Consider the following 23,384-nt stretch of genomic DNA (forward strand, 5'->3'; position numbering starts at 1 on the left):
AGTGTCCTTTAGGCGGCTTCTATTGGACAAAAATAGGTCACGTTACTTTCAAAATGTCCTTTAGATTCCTTCAATTGGATAATACCGGGTCGCGTTTCCCAAAAATGTCCTTCATCGACCTCAAAAGGACAAAATTAACGAGTCTAACACCGAGAATGTCCTTCATCCATATTATTTTACCCAAAGTTACATGAAAAAGCGCTCGTACCCAGACGAGCGCTCTCTGCTTTCTATCTATTATACCTTACTAATACAAAAAGAGAAGGTCGCTAATTTTGTCGTTTAAACGTTTTTCTGTGAAATAGGCATGCAGCAATTCGTTTTCATCGAGAGTGCCTTTTTCCCTGCCGTCGACCTCGACTATTATAGGGTGCTTGCAGCCGCGCTGGAATTTTTCCAAAACGTTAATCAAAAGATCCTGCTCGTCTGCCTGGATAGGTTTCAAGGAGTCTGGACTTGATGATTTTTTCCCGTAATAACGTTCAAGTAAAAAGCGCATGAAAATAAAGCGCCGCTGCTTCCATTCGTAATAAAGCGAGAAGAATAAGAAGCCGATTACTACCCAAACATTGATGTGGGCTGGTGCTGTAGCTAATATTACAAATGAAAAAATGCATAAACTGACGAAGGAAATCATCAGCGTGGTGCGATGGGCGCTTGCAAAAGAATTTTTCAATGATAACAGTAAAAATACCAGTTTCCCACCATCCAGCGGCCAAACTGGAAAAAGGTTAAAAATTAAAATCATCAGATTATATTCAATAAATAATGGAAATAAATCCTCGGGAAACAGATTGAAATGAAGGAGAGCAAATGCCGCTCCCACCATCCATACATGCTGGAGCGGACCTGCCAAGACAACAATGGCCTCTTCCTTTAACGGACGATTCCCGTGCTCATCCATCTCCGCGACCCCGCCAAATGGCAGGAGGGTGATCCTTTTGATTCTCCAGGAAAAAAAAGAAGCCGCCGCCGCATGCCCCATTTCATGAACAAAAATGATGCCCAGGAGTAAACTGACTTCCATAAAATGGGCCGTGGCGATTGAGAGTGCAACGATTAACCATAACAGCGGGTGGATATGAACATGCCGGAGTAACTCAATCGCTTTATTCAAGACGAATCACCTGAATCGGGTCGATGAACTCATCGCCTTTTTTAACAGCAAAATAATACTGGCCTTTTGCTTTGTCTTCTCCCGCTGAATCAGAAACTGTCCCCACCACTGCTCTCTTATCGATATATTCATAGAGCTTGACCTTGATATCTTTTAAATTCCCATACCATGTTTCTGTTCCATCGGAATGCTGGATAACGACGGTTTTCCCGATCCCTTCCTTTTCTCCAGCATCCATGACAAACCCGTCACTGATCGCTTGGACAGCCGCTCCTTTGCCAGTCTCAATCATGATTCCCTGGCCGTTCTTCTCAAAGTTCTCAAGAATTTTTCCTGTTACAGGAACAGCCCCTTTTTGGACCTGCTCTTTCGCATCTGATTTGTCTTTTTCAGAAAAAGGCAACAAAGCAAGCGGCTTGCCAAACTTATCTTCATACCACTTGGAAACAACGGCAAACTTGAAATCTTGATCCATTGTTTTTAAGACGACGTCCCTCGCCGGCTGAAAAGTGGCAGTTTGATTGCGGAACATAATCGCAACTACTAAGAACAAGAGGACCGACGCTAGAATTTTGAAAAAGAATACTTCCTTTTTAAATAAGGGGTGTCCATCATCACCATCACCGCCTGCAGACGGGGGTATATAATTAAATTCATATTTTTCCTCATCCCCTGGCCATAACAAATTCCGATCTGGCGCATTTGCCTTGCTGCCGCCCATTTCTTTTTTTCTCTTTGCGATTCGCCGCCGTATTTCATCCGGAGTAGACCGCGCCATACCCATCAACCCTTTTCACACAGTTTGTACAAGTTTATGTTGAGTTTTTATAGAGTATGACAAGCATATAAAAAAGCCTGTCCAGATGTTGTGAACAGGCTTTGAATTTTATCGAACTCCAAAGAATTTCTTCAGTTTTGAAAATACACCTTTATTTTGATCTTCGAGTGATTGAAGTGGGATGGACTCTCCGAGAATTCTTCTGGCGATATTTCGGTAGGCAATCGATGCCTTGCTGTTTGGGTTTAGTGCAATAGGCTCACCATGATTCGATGCTTTGATAACCTCTTCATCGTCAGCGACAATGCCAATCAGTTCGATTGATAAATGTTGGGTAATTTCATCAATATCAAGCATATCACCGGTCTTCATCATATGGTTGCGAATCCGGTTGACGATTAGTCTTGGCGGTTCCATGTCTTTTTCTTTTTCTAAAAGGCCGATGATCCTGTCGGCATCGCGGACAGCAGAAACCTCCGGCGTTGTAACTACAATGGCTTTATCCGCACCGGCCACGGCATTCTTATAGCCCTGCTCGATTCCGGCAGGACAATCGATAATTATGTAGTCATAATCCTGCTTTAACTCTGTAATTAACTCTTGCATCTGCTCGGGTGTAACAGCTGACTTATCAACAGTCTGGGCTGCCGGAAGCAAATACAAAAGGCCGTCAAAGCGCTTATCCTTAACGAGCGCCTGATGGGTTTTGCATCTTTTTTCAACCACATCGACTAAATCATAGATAATTCTATTTTCTAACCCCATTACGACATCTAAGTTTCGAAGACCGATGTCCGTATCTATTAAGCATACTTTCTTTCCCTGAAGAGCCAGCGAAGTGCCGATATTAGCAGAGGTTGTTGTTTTGCCGACGCCGCCCTTACCAGATGTAATTACGATTGCTTCTCCCACTTTAATGTCCCCCTTCTAATCTCGTTAAATTAGGCCTTAAATGATTTAAAGCTTGTAATCTATCGATAATAATATAATGGTTCTCATTTATGTAAGCACATTCCATTTCTCTGTGCTCATTGGCAGGATTCGAATCTGGGGATCTATTTATATATTCGCCGATTCTTAGCTGCGATGGCTTCATGCTCGAAGCGGCAATGACTGCTTGTTCATTGCCAAAACACCCTGCATGAGCAACTCCTTTGAGGACACCCATTATAAAAATATTCCCGCCTGCAATCACGGTTCCGCCTGGATTCACATCGCCAATTAACAGCAAATCCCCTGGTACTCTTAATACCTGCCCGGAACGGACGATTCTTGAAACCGTTACGACCTCGTTTTCTTCCTTTAGTCGATTGGCTTCTTCCTTCGTAATCACATTCGATTCAATATCATCCACCATTAAGTTTTTCTTTTGGCGGATTAATTCTTTTAGTTCTTCCTTTTGATCGTCCGTTAAATAGCGATTGCCAATATCCACTTTCACAGAAATTAAGTGGCGTTCCTCCTGCGTTCTGGAGTTGGCGGAGAGCTTTTGGTCGAGTTCTTGCTTTAATTCCTCATAGGAACAGGTATCATCAAGATGAAGAACAAGTCCGTCCTTTGTTCCTTTTATTGTAACATTTTGCCGATTTTTCATGGAGAATTTTCACCTCAAAATACAAAAGCAATTTCGGATTTAAGCTATTATTTCCCAAATCCAAATCATAAACATCCATCTTTAAAGAGTTCGACACGAACTGTCCATTCTCCTTTTTTTAAAAAACATTCCCCAAACTTTGTTATTCATGAAAAAACTGTGTATGAGGAAGCGGCCATACCTACCTCATTCCCCGATTCATAAATCCTCCCGCAGTGCCTCGGCATGTTTTTCAAAGCTGCGTTTTAAAGGATAGGATGCTAACACGAGAAAAACTCCATTTAATATAAGAGTGGGATAGAAACGCAAATTGACAAAGCTCATAAAATCAAGATTTGTCACATGGATTAAATAATTAATTTCATACACGCCCACTTCTAACAGCGCAACTCCCAAAAGGGAAACGAAGAAAGCAACAACGATATTGGACTGAATCACCTGCATCACTTTTGCTGCTAGGTAGCAGATAAATGGAAACAAGAAAAAATAAATGCCGATAATTTCGACATATACGATATCAAATAGAAGTCCAAAAATGGCCGCATAAATAATCCCCTGGTTTTTCCCAACATATATCGTCAAAAAAAGCAGAGTGGCAAACAAGAACCGCGGAACTAGTATACGGTTTCCAAAGGAATCAGCGGGCAAAAATTGAACAAAAAGACTTTCAAAAATAAAAAGAAGCAAAAACAAAAGAGGGAGAAAGAATTTTCTCACAAGTCTTCCTCCTTCCCGGATTTCATCGCACTTTCCTCAGGGCTCGTCATTAACCTTTTAATGACCATGACATTTTCAATATCGTAAAAGTCCGCTCCCGGCTTCACTAGTGCAGTTTGATTTAAGCCATATTGATCCGGTTTCACCTCTTCTACCTTGCCAATCATCAGCCCCTTAGGAAAGACACCGCCCATTCCTGAGGTGATGACCGTCTGCCCTTTTTCCACCTTAGCTCCTGATGGAATAGCTTTAACGAGAAGCATTTTTTGTTTATCATCAAAGCCCTGAACGAATCCGTAAACCTCGGTTTCCCCCTGTATCACAGCGGAGATCCGGTTTTTCGGGTCCATCGCACTCAATAGCTGCACTGTTGAGCTAAATTGGGTGACGTTTTTCACCTTTCCAATCAATCCTGTTGCTGTTACAACAGCCATATTTTTTTTAATTCCATCTAACTTGCCTTTATTGATAATAATCATTTCATGCCAACGATCAGGATTTCTGCCAATAACTGTTGCCGGCATTGGTTCCAAATCTCTCAGGGTCTTTTTTTCATCGAGAACGTCACGTAATTCTTTGTTGTCTTTTTTCAGTTCTTGAACTTCTGCTTCAAGGCTGGCAATTTTCTCAACGCGTGATTTTAATTCCTTATTCTCATCATATGTATCCTGCAAATCCTGAAGATTCTCAAAAAAGCCTGCAACATACTGGGCAGGCCTTGAAACCAGGGATTGAACCCAGCCGGTTGAGTCCTTGACGAACTGCTCCGGCCAGGTAAGTTTACTCCTCTCCCTTAAAGAAAACCCAATCAATGCCACGAGAACAATGATGCTGACGAGCAAAATGATCAAACGCTTATTCAAAAAGAACTGTGGCATGATATTACACCTCTATTTTTCATTGTCCAGCTCCAGCGCCTAGGGGCTCGGGGTCATAAGCCAATTCGTCAAGAAGGCTAAAAAAACAGCCTTCTCGCCGACTCGTCTTATGCCTGTCGCCCCTGAACAAGGCGCTTCCGCTTTTCTATCTATCTTGAATCTTTAGCTTTGTTTTTGAACAAATGGATATGGTCTAAAGCTTTTCCTGTGCCGATTGCCACGCAATCGAGCGGGTTTTCTGCAATCAGGACAGGCATTTTTGTTTCCTCACTAATGACACGGTCAATATTGCGCAGCAGCGCCCCGCCACCGGTGAGGACGATGCCACGGTCCATAATATCGGCAGCCAATTCCGGTGGTGTTTTTTCAAGCGTATTCTTCACTGCTTCAACAATGGCATAAACAGTATCACTTAAAGCGGAGGCAATTTCCTTGGCGGAAATTTCAATTGTTTTTGGCAGACCAGTCAGAAGGTCACGGCCGCGAATCTCCATGTTATCGATACCTTCTGGCGTGCCTGCAGAACCGATTTCCATTTTGATTGTTTCAGCTGTTCGGTCACCAATCATCAAATTATATGTTTTTCTAATATAGGAAATAATCGCCTCATCCATCTCATCACCGGCAACACGGATTGATTGGCAAGTAACAATTCCCCCTAAAGAAATAATCGCTACTTCCGTTGTTCCGCCGCCGATGTCAACAACCATGCTTCCCGTCGGTTCCCAGACTGGAAGGTTGGCACCAATAGCGGCAGCAAACGGCTCTTCAATCGTGTAGGCATCTTTTGCTCCCGCTTGTCTTGTTGCATCAATAACCGCTCTCTCTTCAACCGCTGTAATCCCTGATGGTACACAGACCATTACATACGGCTTACCGGCGAAAAAGCCTTTATTCTTTTGGGCCTCGCGGAATAAATGCTTCATCATGACAGCTGTTATTTCAAAATCAGCAATGACGCCATCCTTCATCGGACGAACGGCAACCACATTTCCCGGAGTCCGGCCAATCATGTTTTTCGCGTCATTTCCGACCGCAACAATGTGTTTTGAATCCGTCTGCATCGCCACCACAGATGGCTCCCTTGTGACAATCCCTTTCCCCTTTACATACACAAGGGTGTTGGCAGTCCCTAAATCTATCCCAAGATCCTTTGTTCCAATTCCAAACATAACGTTGTATCTCCCTTTCTGATACTAAATGCTCTGTCCTAAGGCAGGTGTTTATCATAAAATTTTCCAATAATTGTAACGTAATTGAATAGGCAGTCCTAAAAAATCATAACCAATATTATATCCTAACGTCAAATAAAATCATAGCATTACAAATATCCTTTTTCCTTCAAGCTGACAAACTTATTTTCTCCGATGATGATATGATCAAGGAGATCGATGCCAATGATTTTCCCGCATTCCACCAGCCGCTTTGTCACCTCAATGTCCTCCCTGCTTGGAGCGGGGTCACCGGACGGGTGATTGTGAAGAGCAATGATGGATGCTGCAGACCTCTTTAATGCCTCCCGATATACCTCACGCGGGTGAACGATGGAAGCGTTCAAGCTGCCAATAAATACCGTTTGTTTATGCATGACTTGATTCTTGGTATTTAAATATAAGCAGACAAAATGCTCCTGTGAAAGAAAGCGCATATCGTTCATGACATACTTGGCTCCGTCTTCCGGCGAGCGGATTACATAGCGGTCATTATATTCCAAATTGGCAATTCTCCTGCCAATTTCGACAGCCGCTAGAAGCTGTATCGCTTTCGCCGAGCCAATCCCTTTTATTTCGGTAATTTCCTCTAAAGTGGCCGCTTTTAAAAGCCTTAAACCCTCAAAATGAGTTAAAAGGCGATTCGATAATTGCAGCACTGATTCATCCTTCGTTCCGGTCCGAAGCAATATTGCAACTAACTCGTGATTGGATAAACTTTGCGGGCCATGCTGGATAAACCGTTCTCTTGGCCGTTCATCTTGCGGGAAATCACGAATCATTAATGTGTTGGTTGACATAACTTTTCCCTCCCTTAGTGTCGGGAGTTAATGTCAGAAAAAATTAGTACGGCAAATGATAGCCTAACCGTTTCAATTCCCTTCTGGTTCTTGCAACCGGCAGGCCGACAACCGCAAAATAGTCCCCATGGATTTTTTTGACAAGCATGCTTCCAAGCTGCTGAATGCCATATGCCCCTGCTTTATCAAGCGGTTCACCGCTTTTTACATATGACCGTATTTCATCATCCGTTAACTCCCAAAACCAAACTTCTGTTTTTTCATAAAACCTAGTCGAGCTAGTAGGAGATAGTATTGTTACACCTGTAAATACATCATGCTGACTGCCTGAAAGGGTCTTTAACATTTGTACGGCTTCTGCCTCATCAGCTGGCTTTCCCAAAATTTGATTGTTCGCAACCACAATCGTGTCGGAACCAATCACAAAGGCATCCCTGTTTTTTTTAAAAACAGCCTGCGCCTTGCGTTCGGCCAATTCCATTACGACTTCTTCCGGAGAAAGCTTGGGGTCAAAGCTTTCATCCACATCACTGCTTGAAATTGTGAATGTTAGTTGGAGATTTTCTAGAAGTTCTTTTCGCCGTGGAGAAGAAGAGGCTAAAATGAGGTTCTGCATTTCATCACCTTACCTTTTTTTGCATCGCATTAGGGAGATACAAGTTAATCGTATCAAAAAAGAGCGGTGCAAACAATTTTTATATTATTAAATTTTGAAGAAATTTGTCAGATTATACAACCTATATCAATATTTGCCGAATGTGTGCTATAAAAAGCCCGCCGTCGATTCGGCAGGCTTTATTTTGCAATAATTTCCCGGAAAATATCGAGCCGTGGTTTAGTTTGTCAAAAGATGCTACAACGAATTATAAATGGACAGGAAGTTTAGTAAATGCTGCTCAGCATCAAGCAAGCTTTTTGTATCCTTAGATTTTTGAAAAGCTTTTACCTTTTCATCAGCACCCACTAACTCTAATTTCATTTTATTGATATTTTCGTTTTTTATATTGTTTATTTTTAGTTTTTCACTTATACCGGCATCTGCAGAAACTCTGCTAGAAACAAGCGCTCCAGATACCTGGGTTGAAAGAGATTGATAGATACTAGGAAGCGATTCGATAAAACTCTTTTCATTATCTGTAAGTTTTGAAAGCTGCTTTTCATCTAGCATCAACGGTTTGGCGAAGGCCCCCTCTGCACCTTTATCTTTGTATTTAGTACTTATTGATTTGGCCGTTTCAAGCGAATCCGCCACGCTCAAAAATAAATAAAACTTTCCGCCGATTTCTACCTGTTCAGAAGGAATACCTTTAGACTTTAATTGTTTAGCAGTATCCTCTGCTCCTGCTTTCGAGGTAAAAACACCGCCTTGAACTACATAAGTAGAAAGCTGTTCGGTCGAAGTTGCCGCTGTTTTATCTGTTGTTTCCGTTTGTTCTTTTTCATTTCCTGTTTCTCCAACCACATTTGGTTCGGTGACAGGCTTTTCACCGGATTCTGTTATGACTAGCTTAAGCATAAAAAAGCCAATCGTTAAGCCAATGAGAATCGCACAAACGGCGGTAATGACAATAGATCCAATTGGCCGGCGATTGTTTTTGTTCGAAAAACTAGTTAATGAAATCGAAGATTTTTTTGGTTTGCTGTTTTTAGTGTTCGGGGAATTAACTATTGTAAATTCCTCTACATCTTTTTCAGAGGATTCAGGAATAATCCAATCAAAGCTTTCTTCGATCGATTCCTGAGCCGCTGCTGCTTCATTGACTCCTTCTGATTCGTGTAATTCTGAATCTATTTTTATTTCGCTTGGAATAGGTTCTGGTGTAGGTTCCGGCACATTTTTACGGGGTTCTTCACGAAAGGATTTGGGTTCTCCATTTAATTTAATCGTGATGGTATGGCCCTTTTTAGGCTTGTCCACTTTACGTTCTCCTTTCTGTTCGACAGTAATATGTTCCATCCTAACATACCGGCAAAAAAAAATAACAAGACTTTTGTCGTCTTGTTATCTTAGAGTTTCGTCAAATTATTTATAAGTTCGGCATGGTTTTAATTATGGTTGAGTTGTTGCCGTTTCAGCAAATTGGCTTAACGGATTATCCTTACCTGCAGGGGCAGGTGCCTCAATTTTTGGCAGTTGTCCCGCAAGGTCAGTTAAACCGGGCATATAGAATGCAGAAACGGTGAGCGAATAGCTTAACGGTTTCTTCTCTTGATCGAGGGTAGTGACCTCTTCTCCGCCTGAATAATTAATCGCCTCAACTACAACAATTCGAGGTAAGGACTCCAATGTTTCAATAAATTTTTCTAAATCCCCATAGGTTTGAGATTCCACCTGGAGCTGAACAGTGATCTTTTTTAATCCGTTTGGAGCAGTACCTGTAGCTGGTTGCTGAGCAGCGGCTTGATTATTAGTACCCTGATTGGTTGTATTTAGAGTTTGCGAAGTTGATTGATTTTGAGCATTCGCTTGATTTGTTGTGCCTTGATTTTGTGCTGCCCCTTGATTCGAACCAGTATTCGCTGCAGTAGTTTCATTAGCCAGTGGTGTCACATCGGCATCTTTTGTGAAACTCATAGATTTGATTTGACTGTTGGATACTGTTTCAGCTTTTTCTAAATCCAAAATAAACTGTTCCTGCAGCGGCATCACTGGCAGCTGCTTTTGCAGTTCGCTTGTATTTTCAGGTTCTGTCTTTTGGGAATCAGTCTGTTTCTTAGTCATTATATCTAGCAGTTTTTGTTCAGTCTTTTGTTCTTGCTGCTTAGATGCTAAATCTGATTTCAAAGGTGTAAGCGATAGGAACTGGGCATAGACAAATACCAGAATTATTATTAGTAATCCAGCGCCAACGATGATTTTATCTAATTTTGAAAGGCGAGACTTCATGATCCAGTCCCCCCTTCATCCTTCTTCTTGCTCAAATCAGTTTTGATTACATCTTTATTAAACTTAATTTCAAATTGCCCAAGGTACCTAGGAAGAATATTTTTATCAGGTTCTGTAGTTGTGTCATTGGCTGCAACACCTGAATTATTTGCGGTATTTACTACAGGACTTGCTGTAGTAGTTTGACCTGCTGGATCACTAGTGTTTGCAGTATTTGTACCAGCCGTATTTTGATTTTCCACCGTTGTAGTTGTACCTGTGTTTTGGCTGCTTGTATTAGTTGTGGTATTTTGTGCTGTAGTCTGAGTGGTTTCCTTAGACTCGACAGCAGTTAAAGAACTAAGACTGGCATCTGCAATCCACTTTGACTCCTTTAAGTTGTCTAGAAAGTATGCTGCCTCCCTAGCGCTGTCAAATTGAACACTAAGTGTAACAGTTCCCGCCTCTGTATAAGCAAAGGATTGAATAAACCCGCGTTCCGGCAATAACGAAGTCAGGTGTCTCATAACCGGTACCGTTTGAATAGGATAGTTTTTCGCCCATTCAACGGCTGATTTTAATGTTCCAGCAGAAGATGCTACTTGTGCTTGATTTGCATTTTGCTGTTGTTTATCAGCAAGCTTTTTTGTCACCGCAATTTGACTATCAACAGCTTCCAAATCACTTTTAACAGACTGAATTTGCCAAAAGTAGATACCGCCTATGAGCACTAACACAGCAACTATAGATGTTAAATAAATTATGTTGAATTTTTTGGGCTCTTTTTGAGGAAGCAGGTTAATTTCTACTAACATCATTGCACCTCTTTTAAAGCAAGACCTATAGGCAGTATTAAATTAGCCGGTACACTAAACGGTTTACTATTTACTTCCTTTTCGATATTGATTAATTCAACAGAAATTTCAAATCTTTCTTTCATTTCTTCAAAAATAGCCATAAGCATTGGATGGTCACCATTTAATAAAAACTTTGTGACATCATGCTTTTCACTATTAAGGGAATACCTATAAAAATCCAATAATTTATTAATTTCTTTAAAAATATCTTCAAACTGAAGAACCAAATCTTCCGGTTCACCCGTATATTTGCAAACCATTAAACCAAGTACATCTTTAGAAATTTCCCATTTGTCATAATCAAATGGTAAAGCGAAATGACGCATAACTAACGGTACCGTTTCATCAAAGATACATAAATTAACGCTCGTTAAATCAAATTGGACCGTAAATAGTACTTCATTCTCGCTAGCCTGTTCTAAATGATGATAAAGTCGATAGAGAGAGAGTGGCGAGATATCTGCAGCAACGGGATTTAACTTAAGGCTGGTGAGTAAATCGACATACTCCATCACGTTCTGTTCCGGTGCTGCAAATAACAGCAAATCCTTTGTCTTTCCGCGATCCGGAAGCGAGTAATAATCAAATACTGGTTCCTCGAACGGTAAATGTATACTAGAACCTAGTTCTAAATAAAGGTATCCCTTAATTTCATCCTCTTGTACATCGGCAGGAATCGATACTTTCCGAATAATGACAAGCGGATCTGGAACAATAAAACGAATTGATCGTCTACGAATTTTCCATTCATCAATGCATTCCTCAAGAATGGTTGAAAGTGAATCCATATCGACAATTTTTCCATCCGTAATAATGCCAGGCGGCAAGAAGCGTTCATTCCACCTTTGCGGCGCAGGGGGATTCGCTTGTTTCAATTCTAAAAAGCGAATCGAGTGGTCATTTATTACTAGGTTGATTATTCGGTTTTTAGTTGAAAAGAGGGAAAATGCCATATCATGAACCCCTTATAAAAATCCTTATAAAAGAATTTGAAAATATAAATCAATCAGATCCCGACCAAAAAAATAGGCTGTCAATGTTCCTGCTGCAATAAAGGGACCGAATGGAATCGGTTCTCGTTTTTTTATTATTCTAAACAATTGAGCTAAACCGCCTATCACAGCACCATACAATGTTGAAAGGAAAAATGATAATAATACCAATTTAAATCCTAAGACAAGACCAAGCAGGGCATATAGTTTGACATCACCAAAGCCCATGCCACCTTTGCTGACGATCATAATAATAAACAGCAGTAAAAACCCAGTGACAGCACCAAGTGCGCTGTCCCACCATGGGTCTAACGGCATAAAAATTCGTTCCAATAAAAAAATCCCTGCAAACCAAATTAAAATTTTATCAGGGATGATCATATAATGAATATCGGAAACGGTGATAATCATAAACAATGAAATTAACGTTAAAGCAACGATTAATTCTCCAGACCATCCAACCAAGTATGGTGCAGCTGCAAACAAAATTCCTGTAAGTAATTCAAAAAATGGATAGATAGGAGAAATCCGCGACTGACAGCCGCGGCATTTCCCCTTTTGAAACATATAAGATAAAACCGGAATTAGTTCTAATGGTGTCAACTGATGTCCGCAAGTTGGACATGATGATCTTGGTTTTACGATTGATTTCTTTAATGGGACTCTTAGGCCGACTACGTTGAAGAAGGAGCCAAGAAGTAAACCATAAATTAAAAGTAAACTATAATTCATTATTTTGCATGTGAAATTAGTGCTGGTTCATCTAATGACGCAGCATTAAATACATCATTTGCCTTATGGCCAGATAAGGTAAAAGTAAATTTTGCACCTGTTGTTGCTTTACCTACAGTTACCTTATAGGTAGAATCATCTACATGATCTAGATATGATCCGAGTTCTGTATTAGTTAATTCAGTTCCATTAGTGACTGTAGGATTTTCAGCTACATACATCTTTGCTGCGTTTACAATTGATAGGCCTTCTTGAGCTGCCGCCTTATTGTCTGATTTGTTAATAACACCAGTAATTGCCGGAATCGCAATCGCAGCAATAATCCCCAAAATAACAATAACTGCAAGCAATTCAATTAGGGTAAAACCTTTTTGTTCTTTCATTTTTAATTTTAACGCTTGTACCATTTTTCCGCTCCTTCTGGTTCTATGAACCTAGTAATATTTCTCTATGAGTATACAATATATGACAGCAATAAAAAAGAGATTTTTTATCAATTTTTGTCTCAAAATATGGAATTTTGTAATATTTAACAGAAAATTTACATTTCTTAGCTCATTTGGTCGAACATTGAGAACATCGGCATCATGATGGATAGAACAATTACCCCAACAATACCCGCAAGAAAGACAATCATGATTGGTTCAATTAATGACTTTAGCCGATCTGTTCCGGCTTCCACTTCTTGTTCGTAGAAATCAGCAATTTTTGACAGCATTACGTCTAAAGCCCCGGTTCCCTCACCGATCGAAATCATTTGTGTAACAAGTGGAGGAAAGGCCCAGTGATCATTCATTGGCTCTGTCATGGATCGACCCTTCTCCAGAGAGTTTCTAGATTCACGAATAACCTTGGAGATCACTTCATTTTCAACTACTTTTTCTACAATTGCCATTGATTGTAGAATAGGAACAGAGCTAGAAAATAGAGTGCTAAGTGTCCGCATCATTCTCGCTAATTGTGCCTTCTGCATCATTTTGCCGAAAACCGGCATTCTTAAAAGAGCATAATCTAAATAGTATTTAGTCTGCTTATTTTTTCTCATAAACGTAAAGAATAGGTATATAGCAATAAATAAAAGTAAAACAATCCACCAATATGATTTCATAAATTCGCTTGACGCTAAAACGAACTTCGTTATTCCGGGAAGCTCTGCATGCATGTCTGCAAACATGGTTACAAATTTAGGGACAACTCCTACTAGCAAGAAGATAACTGCAAAGATAGCTATAATACCGATTACAAGCGGATAAGTAAGTGCTGAAACAACCTTTTGCCTTGTGTGATGTTGTTTTTCAAAATCCTCTGCAAGTCGCTCGAGAGTCTCATCTATATTACCACTAACTTCTCCTGCCTTTACCATATTAACAAACATCGAATTAAATACCTTTTTGTGCTTAGAAACAGCCTCCGAAAACGGGTTCCCTTCACGAAGTTCCTGCTCTACATCCAGTAATATTCGCTTTAACGCTTTACTTTCTGTTTGGGCAGCAAGTACCGATGTAGCCTCAACAATGGTAACCCCGGCCTTTAATAAGGTTGCAAATTGTCGAATATAAATAACAAAATCCTGAAGTTTAACCGGATTTCCAATCGTTAGTTCCATTGTCATAAGGGTTTCAGGCACTTCCTTCATTTCGACAACCCTTACGCCATCATCTTTAAGCTTAACCATTGCCTCCCGTCTAGAAGCGGCGGTAATAGTGCCCTGCTTTTTGCCACGCTTATCACGGCCTGAATACTTAAACCTAGGCATCCTGCATCATCTTTTCATGGAGGTATTTTGTTGCAGCTTCTTTTTCAATCAAATTACGGTCAAGCATGTCTCGAATGCTCATTTCAAGTGTATGCATTCCCTGGGCACGAGACGTTTGCATTGTACTTGAAATTTGGTGGATTTTTTCAGCCCGAATGAGGTTGGCAATTGCCGGATTATTTACTAAAATCTCCGTTGCAGCTTTCCGTCCCTTTTTACCAACCGTCGGAAATAAGCGCTGCGAAATAACGCCTACTAAAACGGATGCAAGCTGTACTCTTATTTGCGGTTGCTGTGCCGGAGGAAAAACGTCAATAATCCGGTTAATGGTTGCCGGAGCACTTGAGGTATGAAGGGTCCCTAGGACTAAGTGCCCAGTCTCTGCTGCCGTGATGGCAATACCGATCGTTTCTAAGTCACGCATTTCCCCAACTAAAATAACATCCGGGTCCTGACGGAGTGCTCCTTTTAAACCGTTGGCATAGGATTTCGTATCAAACCCCACCTCACGCTGGTCAATAATGGAATTGCCGTGTTTATGAAGATACTCGATTGGATCTTCAAGGGTTATGATATGCTTTCGCATTGTTCGGTTCATATAATCAATCATCGATGCTAGTGTCGTTGATTTACCACTTCCAGTAGGTCCTGTTACGAGAATTAATCCTTGAGGCTTTTCCATTAGCTTAGGAACAATCTCTGGCAAATCCAACTCTTCAATCGTTGGCGTTTTTGATGCGACGACACGAAGCGCAAGGGCAACACTCTTCCGTTGATGGTAGGCATTGACACGGAAACGTGATACACCAGGAATCCCATATGAGAAATCCAGTTCTCCTTTTTCCTTAAATAAGTCATACATGTTTTCTGGGACAATTGCTTTGGCAATCGCTTCTGTATCCGCAGGTAACAACATGTCCTTCCCATAGCGCTTAATATCTCCATTAATACGGAAAACAGGAGGAACTCCTACGGTTAAATGGATATCGGATGCTTTAAATTCAAGTGCGGCTCGTAATATATTGTCGATTCTTTCTTTCATATGTTCGAACTCCTACTCCAGAATGGCTACACGTAATACTTCTTCTGTTGTTGTTAAGCCTTGTTTTACTTTTAATAAGCCATCATCGATCAAGAAGATGGTTTTATTTTTAATCGCATGTTCCTTAAGCTTTTGAAAGGAATTTTCATTCATAATGACTCTTCGCATATCGTCATTAAGCACCAATACTTCATGAAGGGCTATCCTTCCTTTGTAACCTGTCATATTGCAAGAAGGGCATCCCTTTCCTCGCTTTACCTTATCTATTTTCAAGCCGCGTTTTGCAAAAATATCCTTTTCCCGCAATGAAGGCTCCTGAACTTCAGCACAATCCTTGCAGACTTTTCGGACTAAGCGCTGAGCAACAATTCCGGTAAGTGAAGAGGCAAGTAAAAACGGTTCGACTCCCATATCTATTAAGCGTGTTACGGTGCCCAATGAATCATTCGTGTGGAGTGTGCTTAGAACTAAATGCCCGGTCAATGATGCACGGATGGCAACCTCTGCTGTTTCTTTATCACGAATTTCTCCAACCATGATAATATTAGGATCTTGACGGAGTATTGAACGAAGTCCAGCAGCAAACGTCATCCCGACATTGGTGTTAACCTGAATTTGATTAATCCCTTCCAATTGGTACTCAACAGGATCCTCAATGGTAATAATATTAACCTCTTCACTATTTAGCTTGTTAAGAGCAGCATATAATGTCGAAGACTTCCCTGATCCAGTCGGTCCGGTAATTAGAACTATTCCGGTTGGCTGTTCAATCATGTCATTGAACCTCTTAAAATTCAGCGCATTAAAACCAATCTTATTTAAGTCATTGAGGGCTGCCCCCATATCCAAAAGACGCATAACGATTTTCTCACCGTATACGGTTGGCAGTGTTGAGACACGAAGATCAATCGGATGGAAATCAAGGTGCAGCTTAATCCTGCCATCTTGGGGGATCCTGTGTTCAGTAATATCAAGATTCGACATTATTTTAATTCTTGCTGTTAACACACTTAACATTTGACGTGGCAAAACACGGTCAACCCTTAATACTCCGTCGACCCTATAACGGACAACAATCTTTGTTTCTTGCGGGTCAATATGAATATCACTAGCCTTTTGGATAACGGCATTTGTAAGAATTTGATTGACCAACCGAACAACCGGAGAGTCCTGGTTTGTGACATCCTCATCCCGGCCACGCTCACTTGGCAACAAATCATCGAAAAGCTCTTCCAAGGCATCGTCATCATCATAATATTTATTAATAGTGCGTAAAATATCATCTTTTGTTGAAATTGCAGGTTCGATTTGGAATCCAGTTGATAAACGCAAATCATCAATAATGATAAAATCCATCGGATTAACCATGGCAACATATAGCTTGTTGCCCTCTTTTTTGAGAGGCACAATTAAATTCCGTCTTGCCGTATCCTTGGAAATGATTGAAAAGAGATTGGCATCAAAAGGATACTGAAAAAGATTTACATGCGGAATGCCAAGCTGGCGCTGAAGCACCTCAGCCAGCTGCTGATCCGTAATGTATCCTCTTTGCAGCAAGGCTTCGCCAATTTTTTGGTTTGCCCCTTTTTCATCTAGGACAGTTTCCAACTGTTCGACAGTGATGAGTCCTTCTTCAATTAACAAATCACCAAGACGTGTTCTGCCTTGCTTCTTTTTATTTATTTCAGCACTATTTCGGCTGTTCATTTGGCTTCCCCCAAAGGTCATCAACATCAGAATCTTGTTGTGTGGTAATAGATGTTGAAGTAGTTTGACTTCCATCAGGATTAGTTTGAGTTGAAGAATTCAAAGTAGTGTTAGTTTGGCTTCCAGTTGTTGGAACCGGGGTACCTTGTTGTGTTCCAGTTAAAGAATGAACCTCTACCCGATAAACAGGTGGATAGTAATCTTTAGCTATCAGTGCACTTTTCAAGTACTGCTCTCCTTGGTAAATATCTCGATATACCTGTACAAAGATGCCATCTGCTCCCTCGGTTTTAACCATCGTTTGCCCTGCTTTAAGCAGTGGACTGTATTGTACAATTGTTTTCGGTTTTAATTGCTGCTGGTCCTTTATAGTAATCTTATAATTATATAGCAGTTTTTCACCGAGGAGGCTCACTCTAAGCTGATTGTTATTTAATTCCAGATGAATCGTATAGCTGGATTTATTTGGATTAGTAAACTCAAAATCTGTATTTTGTGAAGGGCTGACCATCGCTTCAAATCCTAACACGGCATAATCAGGTAGTGAACTGCTAATATTCCGATCAACAATTGAAAAATTGGTTGGCAAGACTGTCTGATAAATTCCGGTAGCAATTACACTAAGCACAGTTGATTTTTCTATCTTTTGATTCTTGGCAAATTCAAGCATAGAAAAAGTAGCGCCATCAGCAATTTTAATTTCAGGATTTTTCTCCACAAACGTTTGAAGGTCTGCAGGAATGTCCTTTAAATTAAGCAGTGATTCACTTACGATAACATCTTTTTTACCCCCAAGTAGATAATCATTAGCTAGATTGAATGTAAATGTTCCTGCCGTAAATTTTGCCGCAGTCGTTTCAATATTGGTATTTAGTTTATTTAGATCTATTTCTTTACTATTTATCTGAGGCAAAAGGATTTTTAACTGATCTTCAGCATCCATTTGATTAATGCGAATATAAACTGGGTTTTGTTGACCGTCCTTGATTGAATTAATTGTAGTTTCTTTATCTAGTTGTAAGTTATTCAGGTCAAAAGGCACACTTAACTCACTATATTGAAGGTCAAACTTTGTGTTTTTCAGCCAATCGACATATTTTTGTTCTAGCATACTAGCCGCTTCACTGTCTGTTTTTCCGGAAATATCTAAACTTCCGATTGCCGTTCCATCTGAATATTTCCCATCTGCATTTCCTAACACTCCGAATGCCCTTGCCCCAAAATGAGAAAAACTAAAAATAAAGGCGGTGCCGAAAAAAAGGACGACAAAGAGATTAATAAACTGTTGATTCTTTCTCATTCTTATTCCTCCTTTCCTTTACATTATTTTTGCAAGTCCACCGGTTTTTTTATATTTCTTTCTTCACCTGTATCTTCTTCATTACTTGCAGCAGCTTCTTTTATCGCAAAAAACAACTCTTCCAAGTCAGTTTCATCATCATAATCTACTTTTTCTTCTTGAAGCTTAACATCTTTTTTATCAACTATTTCCTCAAGTAAGTAGTCGTCTTCTGGAGTTGTCGATTCAACTGAATCATTAAAGATTAAACTTTCAATATCAGCTAAATAACCAGATTCCGTTTCGGGTTCATCATTGATTTCAACAGGGTCCGTTTCAGTTCTGTCATGTAGAAATGAAATGTCTTCATCAACAGCCTGTTCAATAAAATCATCATTTTCTTTGGACAATTGTGGTTCTAAAGAAAGATCATCCTGATTATCGTTAGCATTTATGGACGGTTCTGTTATGTCAATTTCTCCCAAATCAAAAAAGTCTAAGTCTGCAGTTTTTTCTGATTGATTGGCAAAGTCCAATGATACTGGACCTTCGTCATTCTCATCTTCAACTGAGTCTATTTGCTGATTAAAGATCATCTTCGCAAGACGACTGTTCATCATGTATGCCGTAACTAAGCTTAGTAAAAAAATAATTAATGCCGTTTGCCAAAGCGGGAAAGTTGTAACAGCTGCAAGTCCTCCAAGGGCCAGCACGAAACTAGTTATGACAACGAGAGTTTTTCCTCTTAACGTTATGCCAATAGGTATAAAGGCTACTATTAACATCAAAATCAACATAGCCCCAAAAGCCCAAATGATTGTTTGCATTCAATTACTTCCTCTCTCTTTTACTGAACTTTTATCCTATTAATCTACAATTTTTTTCAAATTAACTTAGATTTATTTATTTTATCCAAAAAATAGACAAATTTCGCCTACTAAATATTGTATAATATTTTAAATGAGTTTAAAAGAAGATGGAAAACTTTTATAGGTAATAACTACTGACTTTCGGAAATCAATTTCACTAAAATTTGATAAAATGTATCTATTAAATTATTTATAGTCCCAAGAAGGGAATTGATTAGCATGGAATTGTTAAAAAATGAAAAAGGTCTAACTCTATTAGAGGTTCTTATATCAATTGTCCTATTATCTATGGTTCTTTTGACAACTATGAGTTTTTTTCCACAAATGGGACTAGTGAATAAGCAAAACGAAGAAAAAACTCAGGCAATTAATTCGGCTAAAGAAGTTCTAATTAATTGGCAAGAATCTACTGTAGTGAAAACATATTTAGCAAGTGATAACCAAACAGCTGGATTTACCCCCGCGTATGTGGACGAAAAAGTAAATTATACTTTTTTTTCTTCAACAAAATACACTGGCTATTATTATTTTGAAACAACAAAAAATAATTATAATGCTCAGATAAAAATCAAGAAATCACCAAACAAAAGTTCAAGTATTTCCTACGTTCATCAAATAATCGTTCAGCTGATCAATAAAAGAGGGAATGTTGTGGCTGAAACTTTCGGATATGTTACTAGATAGGAGATAGGAGAGGATGATTTTGAATCGGGATGAGAGCGGTTTAACATTAGTCGAAGTTTTAGCCACTTTAACAATCTTTGCAATTGTAAGTGTCATTATATGGAGTGTCTTTTTCCAAGGCTATAACTTTTCACAAAAAGCAATTTCAAAAAACCAGATGCAACAAGAAACAAACCTTTTAATTACCAATTTGCTAAAGATTCATCAATCAGCTAAACAATATACCATCCTAAACACTAGCTCCAGTTGTGAAATAACCGTTACTATAACGAATAAAGATAACTCTACAAGAACAGAAATATTTAATCATCCTAATATGTGCTTTAAGTTTGAAATTAAAAATGCTATTACCAATCCTGTTATACCTAATCGAACTGGAAATGATGTTCAATTAAAGTTGACTACCAGTGACAAAAAAGATCCCAATAATAAAATAGCAATAGATACATTTCTCTATCGAGTAAAGGGAGTTAAATATCAATGAAAAATAATAAAAATGAACAAGGTTATGCTCTTGTAATCGTACTGGTCATTATAACAGTTTTTATGATTTTATCCCTTTCCTTTATGGGACAAGCTCTTTCAACAACTAAACAAAATCAAGTAGTTGAAAAAAGCACGCGTTCAGTTTCGGCAGCCGAAATGGGAATCTCCTATTATCAAGTGGCAATCCAACAAATGTACGAATCAAAAAGAGATGCAGTCAATTCATATGTCAGTTCCATCATGAGTCAACCTAACGCTTCAACGACAAAAGATTTTAAACGGGAAGCAACTTTAAAAATGGCAACTGAGCTGCAGGGATTGATTCCTAGCGGGACTTCCCTGGCCCCAATAAAAGTTGATGAGCATCCAAATGCTTCATTTTACTTAAAAAATTTTGTTGCAGCTGCTGACCCCGCTTCCAACTCATATAAAGTTAATATCAGCTTTTATATTGTTGGAAATGAAGATGGCAAAGAGACAACACTATTAGCGGAAATGTATCTAAACTTAGACACCATCATTAATTTACCTACATCAGATGATCCAAACAATTACCAACTGCCAAATTACACAAATATCATGAAACCACCAACGGTATGTGGTACGTTGGAAACCTGTAACCCCGTTTATGTTGAGGGGGATAAAGCGTATGATGGAAATAATTTACTAGCTAGTGACAAAACGATCTATACAACTGGTACATTAACTCTTACAGGGCAGGGTAACGAAAGCAATACTACGAATCTAAAAATTCATGCTGATGGAGATATTATCATTGGGAAAAATATGAATAGCCAAACCAATATGCTAATTGAAACAAATGGGAATGCAACCTTTCAACAAAACTTAAAAGTTGATACCACATCAAAATTATTAGTTAAAAAAAGTTTATCTGTTGCTCAACAATTTGATATATCTAATAATTCATTTGTGTACGTAGGGGAAAATGCAACTGTACTAAAACTGACCATTTCCTCCTCAAAAATGTGTGTATATGGGAATTTGTATGTAAATGATAGCAAAACAGTAGATAATCCAAGCAATCTTTTAGTATTAGGAAAAGTTTATCAAGGGGTGAAAACTCCTAATAACACCTATAATTATAATGAAGTTACAGGACAAGGAAATATGAATTTTGACTCATTCAAAAAACAATGTGGAACCTATGTCCCTCCTGCTTTCCAAATAAACTGGGGCAATGATGTTAGTCCAATTATTAGTAATGTTGACTATTAAGAATATCATAAAAAAGGTGTGACAACAGGTCACACCTTTTTTAACATGATGAATATTCAGCCACCCGATTCCGCCCAGCCCGTTTCGCACCAACATACAACGCCCGGTCCGCATGCCGAATCAGGGCAAGGGCATCCTCTGCATCCTCTGGTGCGGTCGCCACTCCAATTGAGGCTGTTATTTTTACCTGCTGTTTCTTTTTATCCTGATCAATTGTTTCAAAGAGGGTAAATGGCCAATTGGCGATGGACTCCCTGATTAATTCAGCCGTTTGATAAGCTTCCTCTTTCGAAACATCAGGTAAGAGAACAACGAATTCCTCACCGCCATAACGGGCAACAGTGCCCTGGCTCCCTACTAATTTACTGATTCTTCCTGCAATATCTATCAGAATTTCGTTTCCGCTTTGATGACCGTATGTATCATTAATCGTTTTAAAATGATCTATATCAAGAATAATTAAAGAAATTACATTTCGCTCATAGCGTTTAAGCTGCTCAAACTCCTTTATTAATGCGTTTTCAAAGTAGCGGTAATTATATAATTTAGTGAGTGAACAGCGTTCGCTTTGCATTTTCGTGCGTTCGTAATGCTTGGCATTTTCCATGGCAACGGCAAAATACGAGCAGAGAATATCGACAATCGTCAGCTGATATTTTTCATAGGCTCTTTCCTGCTTTGAAGCAAGCAACAGTACGCCAATAACCATTTTATTACGCATGATGGGAACGCTTAAAATACTTTTAGCATCCTGTGGAAGATATCCTCCGCTTGTGTGATGCTGCCATTCCTTTTTCCGTGAATAAAAACAAGCCTTTTGCTTGTCCCAAACCATCCCGGAAATTCCTTCATTTTTTTTCAAAGGCGGCCTATTATATGGATCTACCCTTCCTTCTTCAACATAGCGGGTCAATTTCAGTTCATCACCGGAAACTTCAAAGACATATGCATAATCTACTGGGAGCATTCCCCCCAGTTTTTGGATAAATAAGGTAACGACATCATCAACTTGAAGGCGTTCCGCCATTTGATGCCCGATTTCAGCCGCTTTTTGCAGATACTGATTAATTTTTTCACTAGAGTAATAGAGATTAAAAATAACCGATAAGCTGACGAACGGAATCCCTACAAAAAGAAGCGACAATAACCTTAATTCATTATAAAGAATATATAACACAACACCGACTGGAATGGTAATAATTGTCGTTAAAGTCTCTACCAATAAATCTTTTCCAAAGTAAGCGTTCTTACGCTTATAGATAAAAAATAGATTGAAAGAAACAATGACTTGATTAATAAAATAATTTAACACCGTATACAAAATAGCCAGCAAAAAAGCTTCGCTATCCTTCGTAAGGAGCGGAGCCGTTTGACCACCGAGCAGAAAATAAACAGTACCGCTCAAGAACGAAACAATAAAGAACATGATCATATTAAGCGGCAAGCGAAATAGTTGCTCTTTTTGAATTCTTAGTTTTAGTAATAAAACAAGTACGGCAATCTGAGTAAATACCATTTCCACAAACAATCCGAAAATTAAAAAAACGGTAAAAGACACCCATTGAATGAGAAAAATCGGCACATTATTGATCATAATTGGCATACTTGCCACAATGGCCATAAGCGCTAAAAAGGCAATAAGTTCATGCCAATTTCCCGACAGGTGCGGGGGAAAAGTTTGATAGGTGAACCACATTCCAGCTGGTACTAACATAATCCAGATCAGATAAATTGCTGTTTGGACATGCGGTTTAACCCCCATCTTCCTTCCCCTCCTCACCTA

At 39.3% G+C, this 23,384-nt stretch carries 24 protein-coding genes; 3 read left to right on the forward strand and 21 right to left on the reverse strand.

Annotation, left to right across the window (positions count from 1 at the left end; all coding sequences use genetic code 11):
• Positions 1-247 precede the first annotated feature (247 nt).
• The 20 genes from ACFPA1_RS16535 to ACFPA1_RS16630 all read right to left on the reverse strand — a co-directional run bounded on the left by ACFPA1_RS16535 (position 248) and on the right by ACFPA1_RS16630 (position 19,153).
• Positions 248-1,117, reverse strand: a complete 870-nt coding sequence (locus ACFPA1_RS16535) for a M50 family metallopeptidase (protein ID WP_378584174.1) — start codon at positions 1,115-1,117, stop codon at positions 248-250.
• The gene (locus ACFPA1_RS16540; protein WP_378584175.1) at positions 1,110-1,895 is read right to left on the reverse strand and encodes a peptidoglycan DD-metalloendopeptidase family protein; all 786 of its coding nucleotides are present in this window, start codon (positions 1,893-1,895) and stop codon (positions 1,110-1,112) included. Before ACFPA1_RS16540 ends, ACFPA1_RS16535 begins: the two co-directional genes overlap by 8 nt.
• Positions 1,896-2,003: 108 nt before the next feature.
• The gene (gene minD / locus ACFPA1_RS16545) at positions 2,004-2,807 is read right to left on the reverse strand and encodes a septum site-determining protein MinD (protein WP_213120020.1); all 804 of its coding nucleotides are present in this window, start codon (positions 2,805-2,807) and stop codon (positions 2,004-2,006) included.
• Position 2,808: 1 nt separating this feature from the next.
• Positions 2,809-3,489 (reverse strand): septum site-determining protein MinC, encoded by a 681-nt coding sequence (minC, locus tag ACFPA1_RS16550; RefSeq protein ID WP_378584177.1) that lies wholly within the window; start codon positions 3,487-3,489, stop codon positions 2,809-2,811.
• Between the two features lie 198 nt (positions 3,490-3,687).
• Positions 3,688-4,206, reverse strand: coding sequence for a rod shape-determining protein MreD (gene mreD / locus ACFPA1_RS16555; RefSeq protein ID WP_378584179.1), 519 nt, complete (start codon positions 4,204-4,206; stop codon positions 3,688-3,690).
• Positions 4,203-5,084: a rod shape-determining protein MreC gene (gene mreC / locus ACFPA1_RS16560; protein ID WP_213144710.1), complete on the reverse strand. Its 882-nt coding sequence runs from the start codon at positions 5,082-5,084 to the stop codon at positions 4,203-4,205. The genes mreD and mreC overlap by 4 nt, the downstream gene beginning before the upstream one ends.
• Before the next feature lie 149 nt (positions 5,085-5,233).
• On the reverse strand, positions 5,234-6,256 hold the full coding sequence (locus ACFPA1_RS16565) for a rod shape-determining protein (RefSeq protein ID WP_378584181.1): 1,023 nt from the start codon (positions 6,254-6,256) through the stop codon (positions 5,234-5,236).
• Positions 6,257-6,405: 149 nt separating this feature from the next.
• On the reverse strand, positions 6,406-7,095 hold the full coding sequence (radC, locus tag ACFPA1_RS16570; protein WP_213144708.1) for a RadC family protein: 690 nt from the start codon (positions 7,093-7,095) through the stop codon (positions 6,406-6,408).
• A 43-nt stretch (positions 7,096-7,138) separates the two neighbouring features.
• Positions 7,139-7,711: a Maf family protein gene (locus tag ACFPA1_RS16575; RefSeq protein WP_378584183.1), complete on the reverse strand. Its 573-nt coding sequence runs from the start codon at positions 7,709-7,711 to the stop codon at positions 7,139-7,141.
• Between the two features lie 237 nt (positions 7,712-7,948).
• Positions 7,949-9,013 carry an SPOR domain-containing protein gene (locus ACFPA1_RS16580; RefSeq protein ID WP_378584185.1) on the reverse strand — a complete coding sequence of 355 codons (1,065 nt, stop codon included), beginning with the start codon at positions 9,011-9,013 and terminating at the stop codon, positions 7,949-7,951.
• A 132-nt stretch (positions 9,014-9,145) separates the two neighbouring features.
• The gene (locus tag ACFPA1_RS16585) at positions 9,146-9,982 is read right to left on the reverse strand and encodes a hypothetical protein (RefSeq protein ID WP_378584187.1); all 837 of its coding nucleotides are present in this window, start codon (positions 9,980-9,982) and stop codon (positions 9,146-9,148) included.
• On the reverse strand, positions 9,979-10,779 hold the full coding sequence (locus ACFPA1_RS16590; RefSeq protein ID WP_378584189.1) for a PilN domain-containing protein: 801 nt from the start codon (positions 10,777-10,779) through the stop codon (positions 9,979-9,981). Before ACFPA1_RS16590 ends, ACFPA1_RS16585 begins: the two co-directional genes overlap by 4 nt.
• The gene (pilM, locus tag ACFPA1_RS16595) at positions 10,776-11,771 is read right to left on the reverse strand and encodes a type IV pilus biogenesis protein PilM (RefSeq protein ID WP_378584191.1); all 996 of its coding nucleotides are present in this window, start codon (positions 11,769-11,771) and stop codon (positions 10,776-10,778) included. Before pilM ends, ACFPA1_RS16590 begins: the two co-directional genes overlap by 4 nt.
• Positions 11,772-11,795: 24 nt before the next feature.
• On the reverse strand, positions 11,796-12,542 hold the full coding sequence (locus tag ACFPA1_RS16600; protein ID WP_378584193.1) for a prepilin peptidase: 747 nt from the start codon (positions 12,540-12,542) through the stop codon (positions 11,796-11,798).
• Positions 12,542-12,949 carry a prepilin-type N-terminal cleavage/methylation domain-containing protein gene (locus tag ACFPA1_RS16605; protein WP_378584195.1) on the reverse strand — a complete coding sequence of 136 codons (408 nt, stop codon included), beginning with the start codon at positions 12,947-12,949 and terminating at the stop codon, positions 12,542-12,544. The genes ACFPA1_RS16600 and ACFPA1_RS16605 overlap by 1 nt, the downstream gene beginning before the upstream one ends.
• Positions 12,950-13,092: 143 nt before the next feature.
• Positions 13,093-14,298 (reverse strand): type II secretion system F family protein, encoded by a 1,206-nt coding sequence (locus tag ACFPA1_RS16610; protein WP_378584197.1) that lies wholly within the window; start codon positions 14,296-14,298, stop codon positions 13,093-13,095.
• On the reverse strand, positions 14,291-15,340 hold the full coding sequence (locus ACFPA1_RS16615; protein ID WP_378584198.1) for a type IV pilus twitching motility protein PilT: 1,050 nt from the start codon (positions 15,338-15,340) through the stop codon (positions 14,291-14,293). The genes ACFPA1_RS16610 and ACFPA1_RS16615 overlap by 8 nt, the downstream gene beginning before the upstream one ends.
• Before the next feature lie 12 nt (positions 15,341-15,352).
• Positions 15,353-17,047 carry a GspE/PulE family protein gene (locus ACFPA1_RS16620; RefSeq protein ID WP_378584199.1) on the reverse strand — a complete coding sequence of 565 codons (1,695 nt, stop codon included), beginning with the start codon at positions 17,045-17,047 and terminating at the stop codon, positions 15,353-15,355.
• Positions 17,031-18,347: a VanW family protein gene (locus tag ACFPA1_RS16625; protein WP_378584200.1), complete on the reverse strand. Its 1,317-nt coding sequence runs from the start codon at positions 18,345-18,347 to the stop codon at positions 17,031-17,033. The genes ACFPA1_RS16620 and ACFPA1_RS16625 overlap by 17 nt, the downstream gene beginning before the upstream one ends.
• Positions 18,348-18,370: 23 nt before the next feature.
• Complete coding sequence (locus ACFPA1_RS16630) at positions 18,371-19,153, reverse strand: hypothetical protein (protein ID WP_378584202.1); 783 nt, start codon at positions 19,151-19,153, stop codon at positions 18,371-18,373.
• 261 nt (positions 19,154-19,414) lie between these two features.
• On the opposite strand from ACFPA1_RS16630, the gene ACFPA1_RS16635 reads away from it, so the two are divergent.
• From ACFPA1_RS16635 to ACFPA1_RS16645, 3 genes are read left to right on the forward strand one after another with little or no spacing between them, the layout of a single operon-like run.
• Positions 19,415-19,879 carry a prepilin-type N-terminal cleavage/methylation domain-containing protein gene (locus ACFPA1_RS16635; protein WP_378584203.1) on the forward strand — a complete coding sequence of 155 codons (465 nt, stop codon included), beginning with the start codon at positions 19,415-19,417 and terminating at the stop codon, positions 19,877-19,879.
• A gap of 19 nt (positions 19,880-19,898) precedes the next feature.
• Positions 19,899-20,363, forward strand: coding sequence for a PulJ/GspJ family protein (locus tag ACFPA1_RS16640; RefSeq protein WP_378584204.1), 465 nt, complete (start codon positions 19,899-19,901; stop codon positions 20,361-20,363).
• Positions 20,360-21,601 carry a hypothetical protein gene (locus tag ACFPA1_RS16645; RefSeq protein ID WP_378584206.1) on the forward strand — a complete coding sequence of 414 codons (1,242 nt, stop codon included), beginning with the start codon at positions 20,360-20,362 and terminating at the stop codon, positions 21,599-21,601. The genes ACFPA1_RS16640 and ACFPA1_RS16645 overlap by 4 nt, the downstream gene beginning before the upstream one ends.
• 40 nt (positions 21,602-21,641) lie before the next feature.
• On the opposite strand, the gene ACFPA1_RS16650 is transcribed toward ACFPA1_RS16645, so the two are convergent.
• On the reverse strand, positions 21,642-23,363 hold the full coding sequence (locus ACFPA1_RS16650; protein WP_378584207.1) for a sensor domain-containing diguanylate cyclase: 1,722 nt from the start codon (positions 23,361-23,363) through the stop codon (positions 21,642-21,644).
• Positions 23,364-23,384 lie beyond the last annotated feature (21 nt).

This window comes from Neobacillus sp. GCM10023253 (genome assembly GCF_042653105.1).
GTDB lineage: Bacteria > Bacillota > Bacilli > Bacillales > Cytobacillaceae > Neobacillus > Neobacillus citreus.

Bases quoted from the DNA above. Each gene is read 5' to 3' on its own strand.
- ACFPA1_RS16540 (WP_378584175.1), bottom strand. From the start codon at position 1,895: ATGGCGCGGTCTACTCCGGATGAAATACGGCGGCGAATCGCAAAGAGA.
- minC (WP_378584177.1), bottom strand. From the start codon at position 3,489: ATGAAAAATCGGCAAAATGTTACAATAAAAGGAACAAAGGACGGACTT.
- mreC (WP_213144710.1), bottom strand. From the start codon at position 5,084: ATGCCACAGTTCTTTTTGAATAAGCGTTTGATCATTTTGCTCGTCAGC.
- ACFPA1_RS16565 (WP_378584181.1), bottom strand. From the start codon at position 6,256: ATGTTTGGAATTGGAACAAAGGATCTTGGGATAGATTTAGGGACTGCC.
- radC (WP_213144708.1), bottom strand. From the start codon at position 7,095: ATGTCAACCAACACATTAATGATTCGTGATTTCCCGCAAGATGAACGG.
- ACFPA1_RS16575 (WP_378584183.1), bottom strand. From the start codon at position 7,711: ATGCAGAACCTCATTTTAGCCTCTTCTTCTCCACGGCGAAAAGAACTT.
- ACFPA1_RS16585 (WP_378584187.1), bottom strand. From the start codon at position 9,982: ATGAAGTCTCGCCTTTCAAAATTAGATAAAATCATCGTTGGCGCTGGA.
- ACFPA1_RS16590 (WP_378584189.1), bottom strand. From the start codon at position 10,779: ATGATGTTAGTAGAAATTAACCTGCTTCCTCAAAAAGAGCCCAAAAAA.
- pilM (WP_378584191.1), bottom strand. From the start codon at position 11,771: ATGGCATTTTCCCTCTTTTCAACTAAAAACCGAATAATCAACCTAGTA.
- ACFPA1_RS16600 (WP_378584193.1), bottom strand. From the start codon at position 12,542: ATGAATTATAGTTTACTTTTAATTTATGGTTTACTTCTTGGCTCCTTC.
- ACFPA1_RS16605 (WP_378584195.1), bottom strand. From the start codon at position 12,949: ATGGTACAAGCGTTAAAATTAAAAATGAAAGAACAAAAAGGTTTTACC.
- ACFPA1_RS16610 (WP_378584197.1), bottom strand. From the start codon at position 14,298: ATGCCTAGGTTTAAGTATTCAGGCCGTGATAAGCGTGGCAAAAAGCAG.
- ACFPA1_RS16615 (WP_378584198.1), bottom strand. From the start codon at position 15,340: ATGAAAGAAAGAATCGACAATATATTACGAGCCGCACTTGAATTTAAA.
- ACFPA1_RS16620 (WP_378584199.1), bottom strand. From the start codon at position 17,047: ATGAACAGCCGAAATAGTGCTGAAATAAATAAAAAGAAGCAAGGCAGA.
- ACFPA1_RS16625 (WP_378584200.1), bottom strand. From the start codon at position 18,347: ATGAGAAAGAATCAACAGTTTATTAATCTCTTTGTCGTCCTTTTTTTC.
- ACFPA1_RS16630 (WP_378584202.1), bottom strand. From the start codon at position 19,153: ATGCAAACAATCATTTGGGCTTTTGGGGCTATGTTGATTTTGATGTTA.
- ACFPA1_RS16635 (WP_378584203.1), top strand. From the start codon at position 19,415: ATGGAATTGTTAAAAAATGAAAAAGGTCTAACTCTATTAGAGGTTCTT.
- ACFPA1_RS16645 (WP_378584206.1), top strand. From the start codon at position 20,360: ATGAAAAATAATAAAAATGAACAAGGTTATGCTCTTGTAATCGTACTG.
- ACFPA1_RS16650 (WP_378584207.1), bottom strand. From the start codon at position 23,363: ATGGGGGTTAAACCGCATGTCCAAACAGCAATTTATCTGATCTGGATT.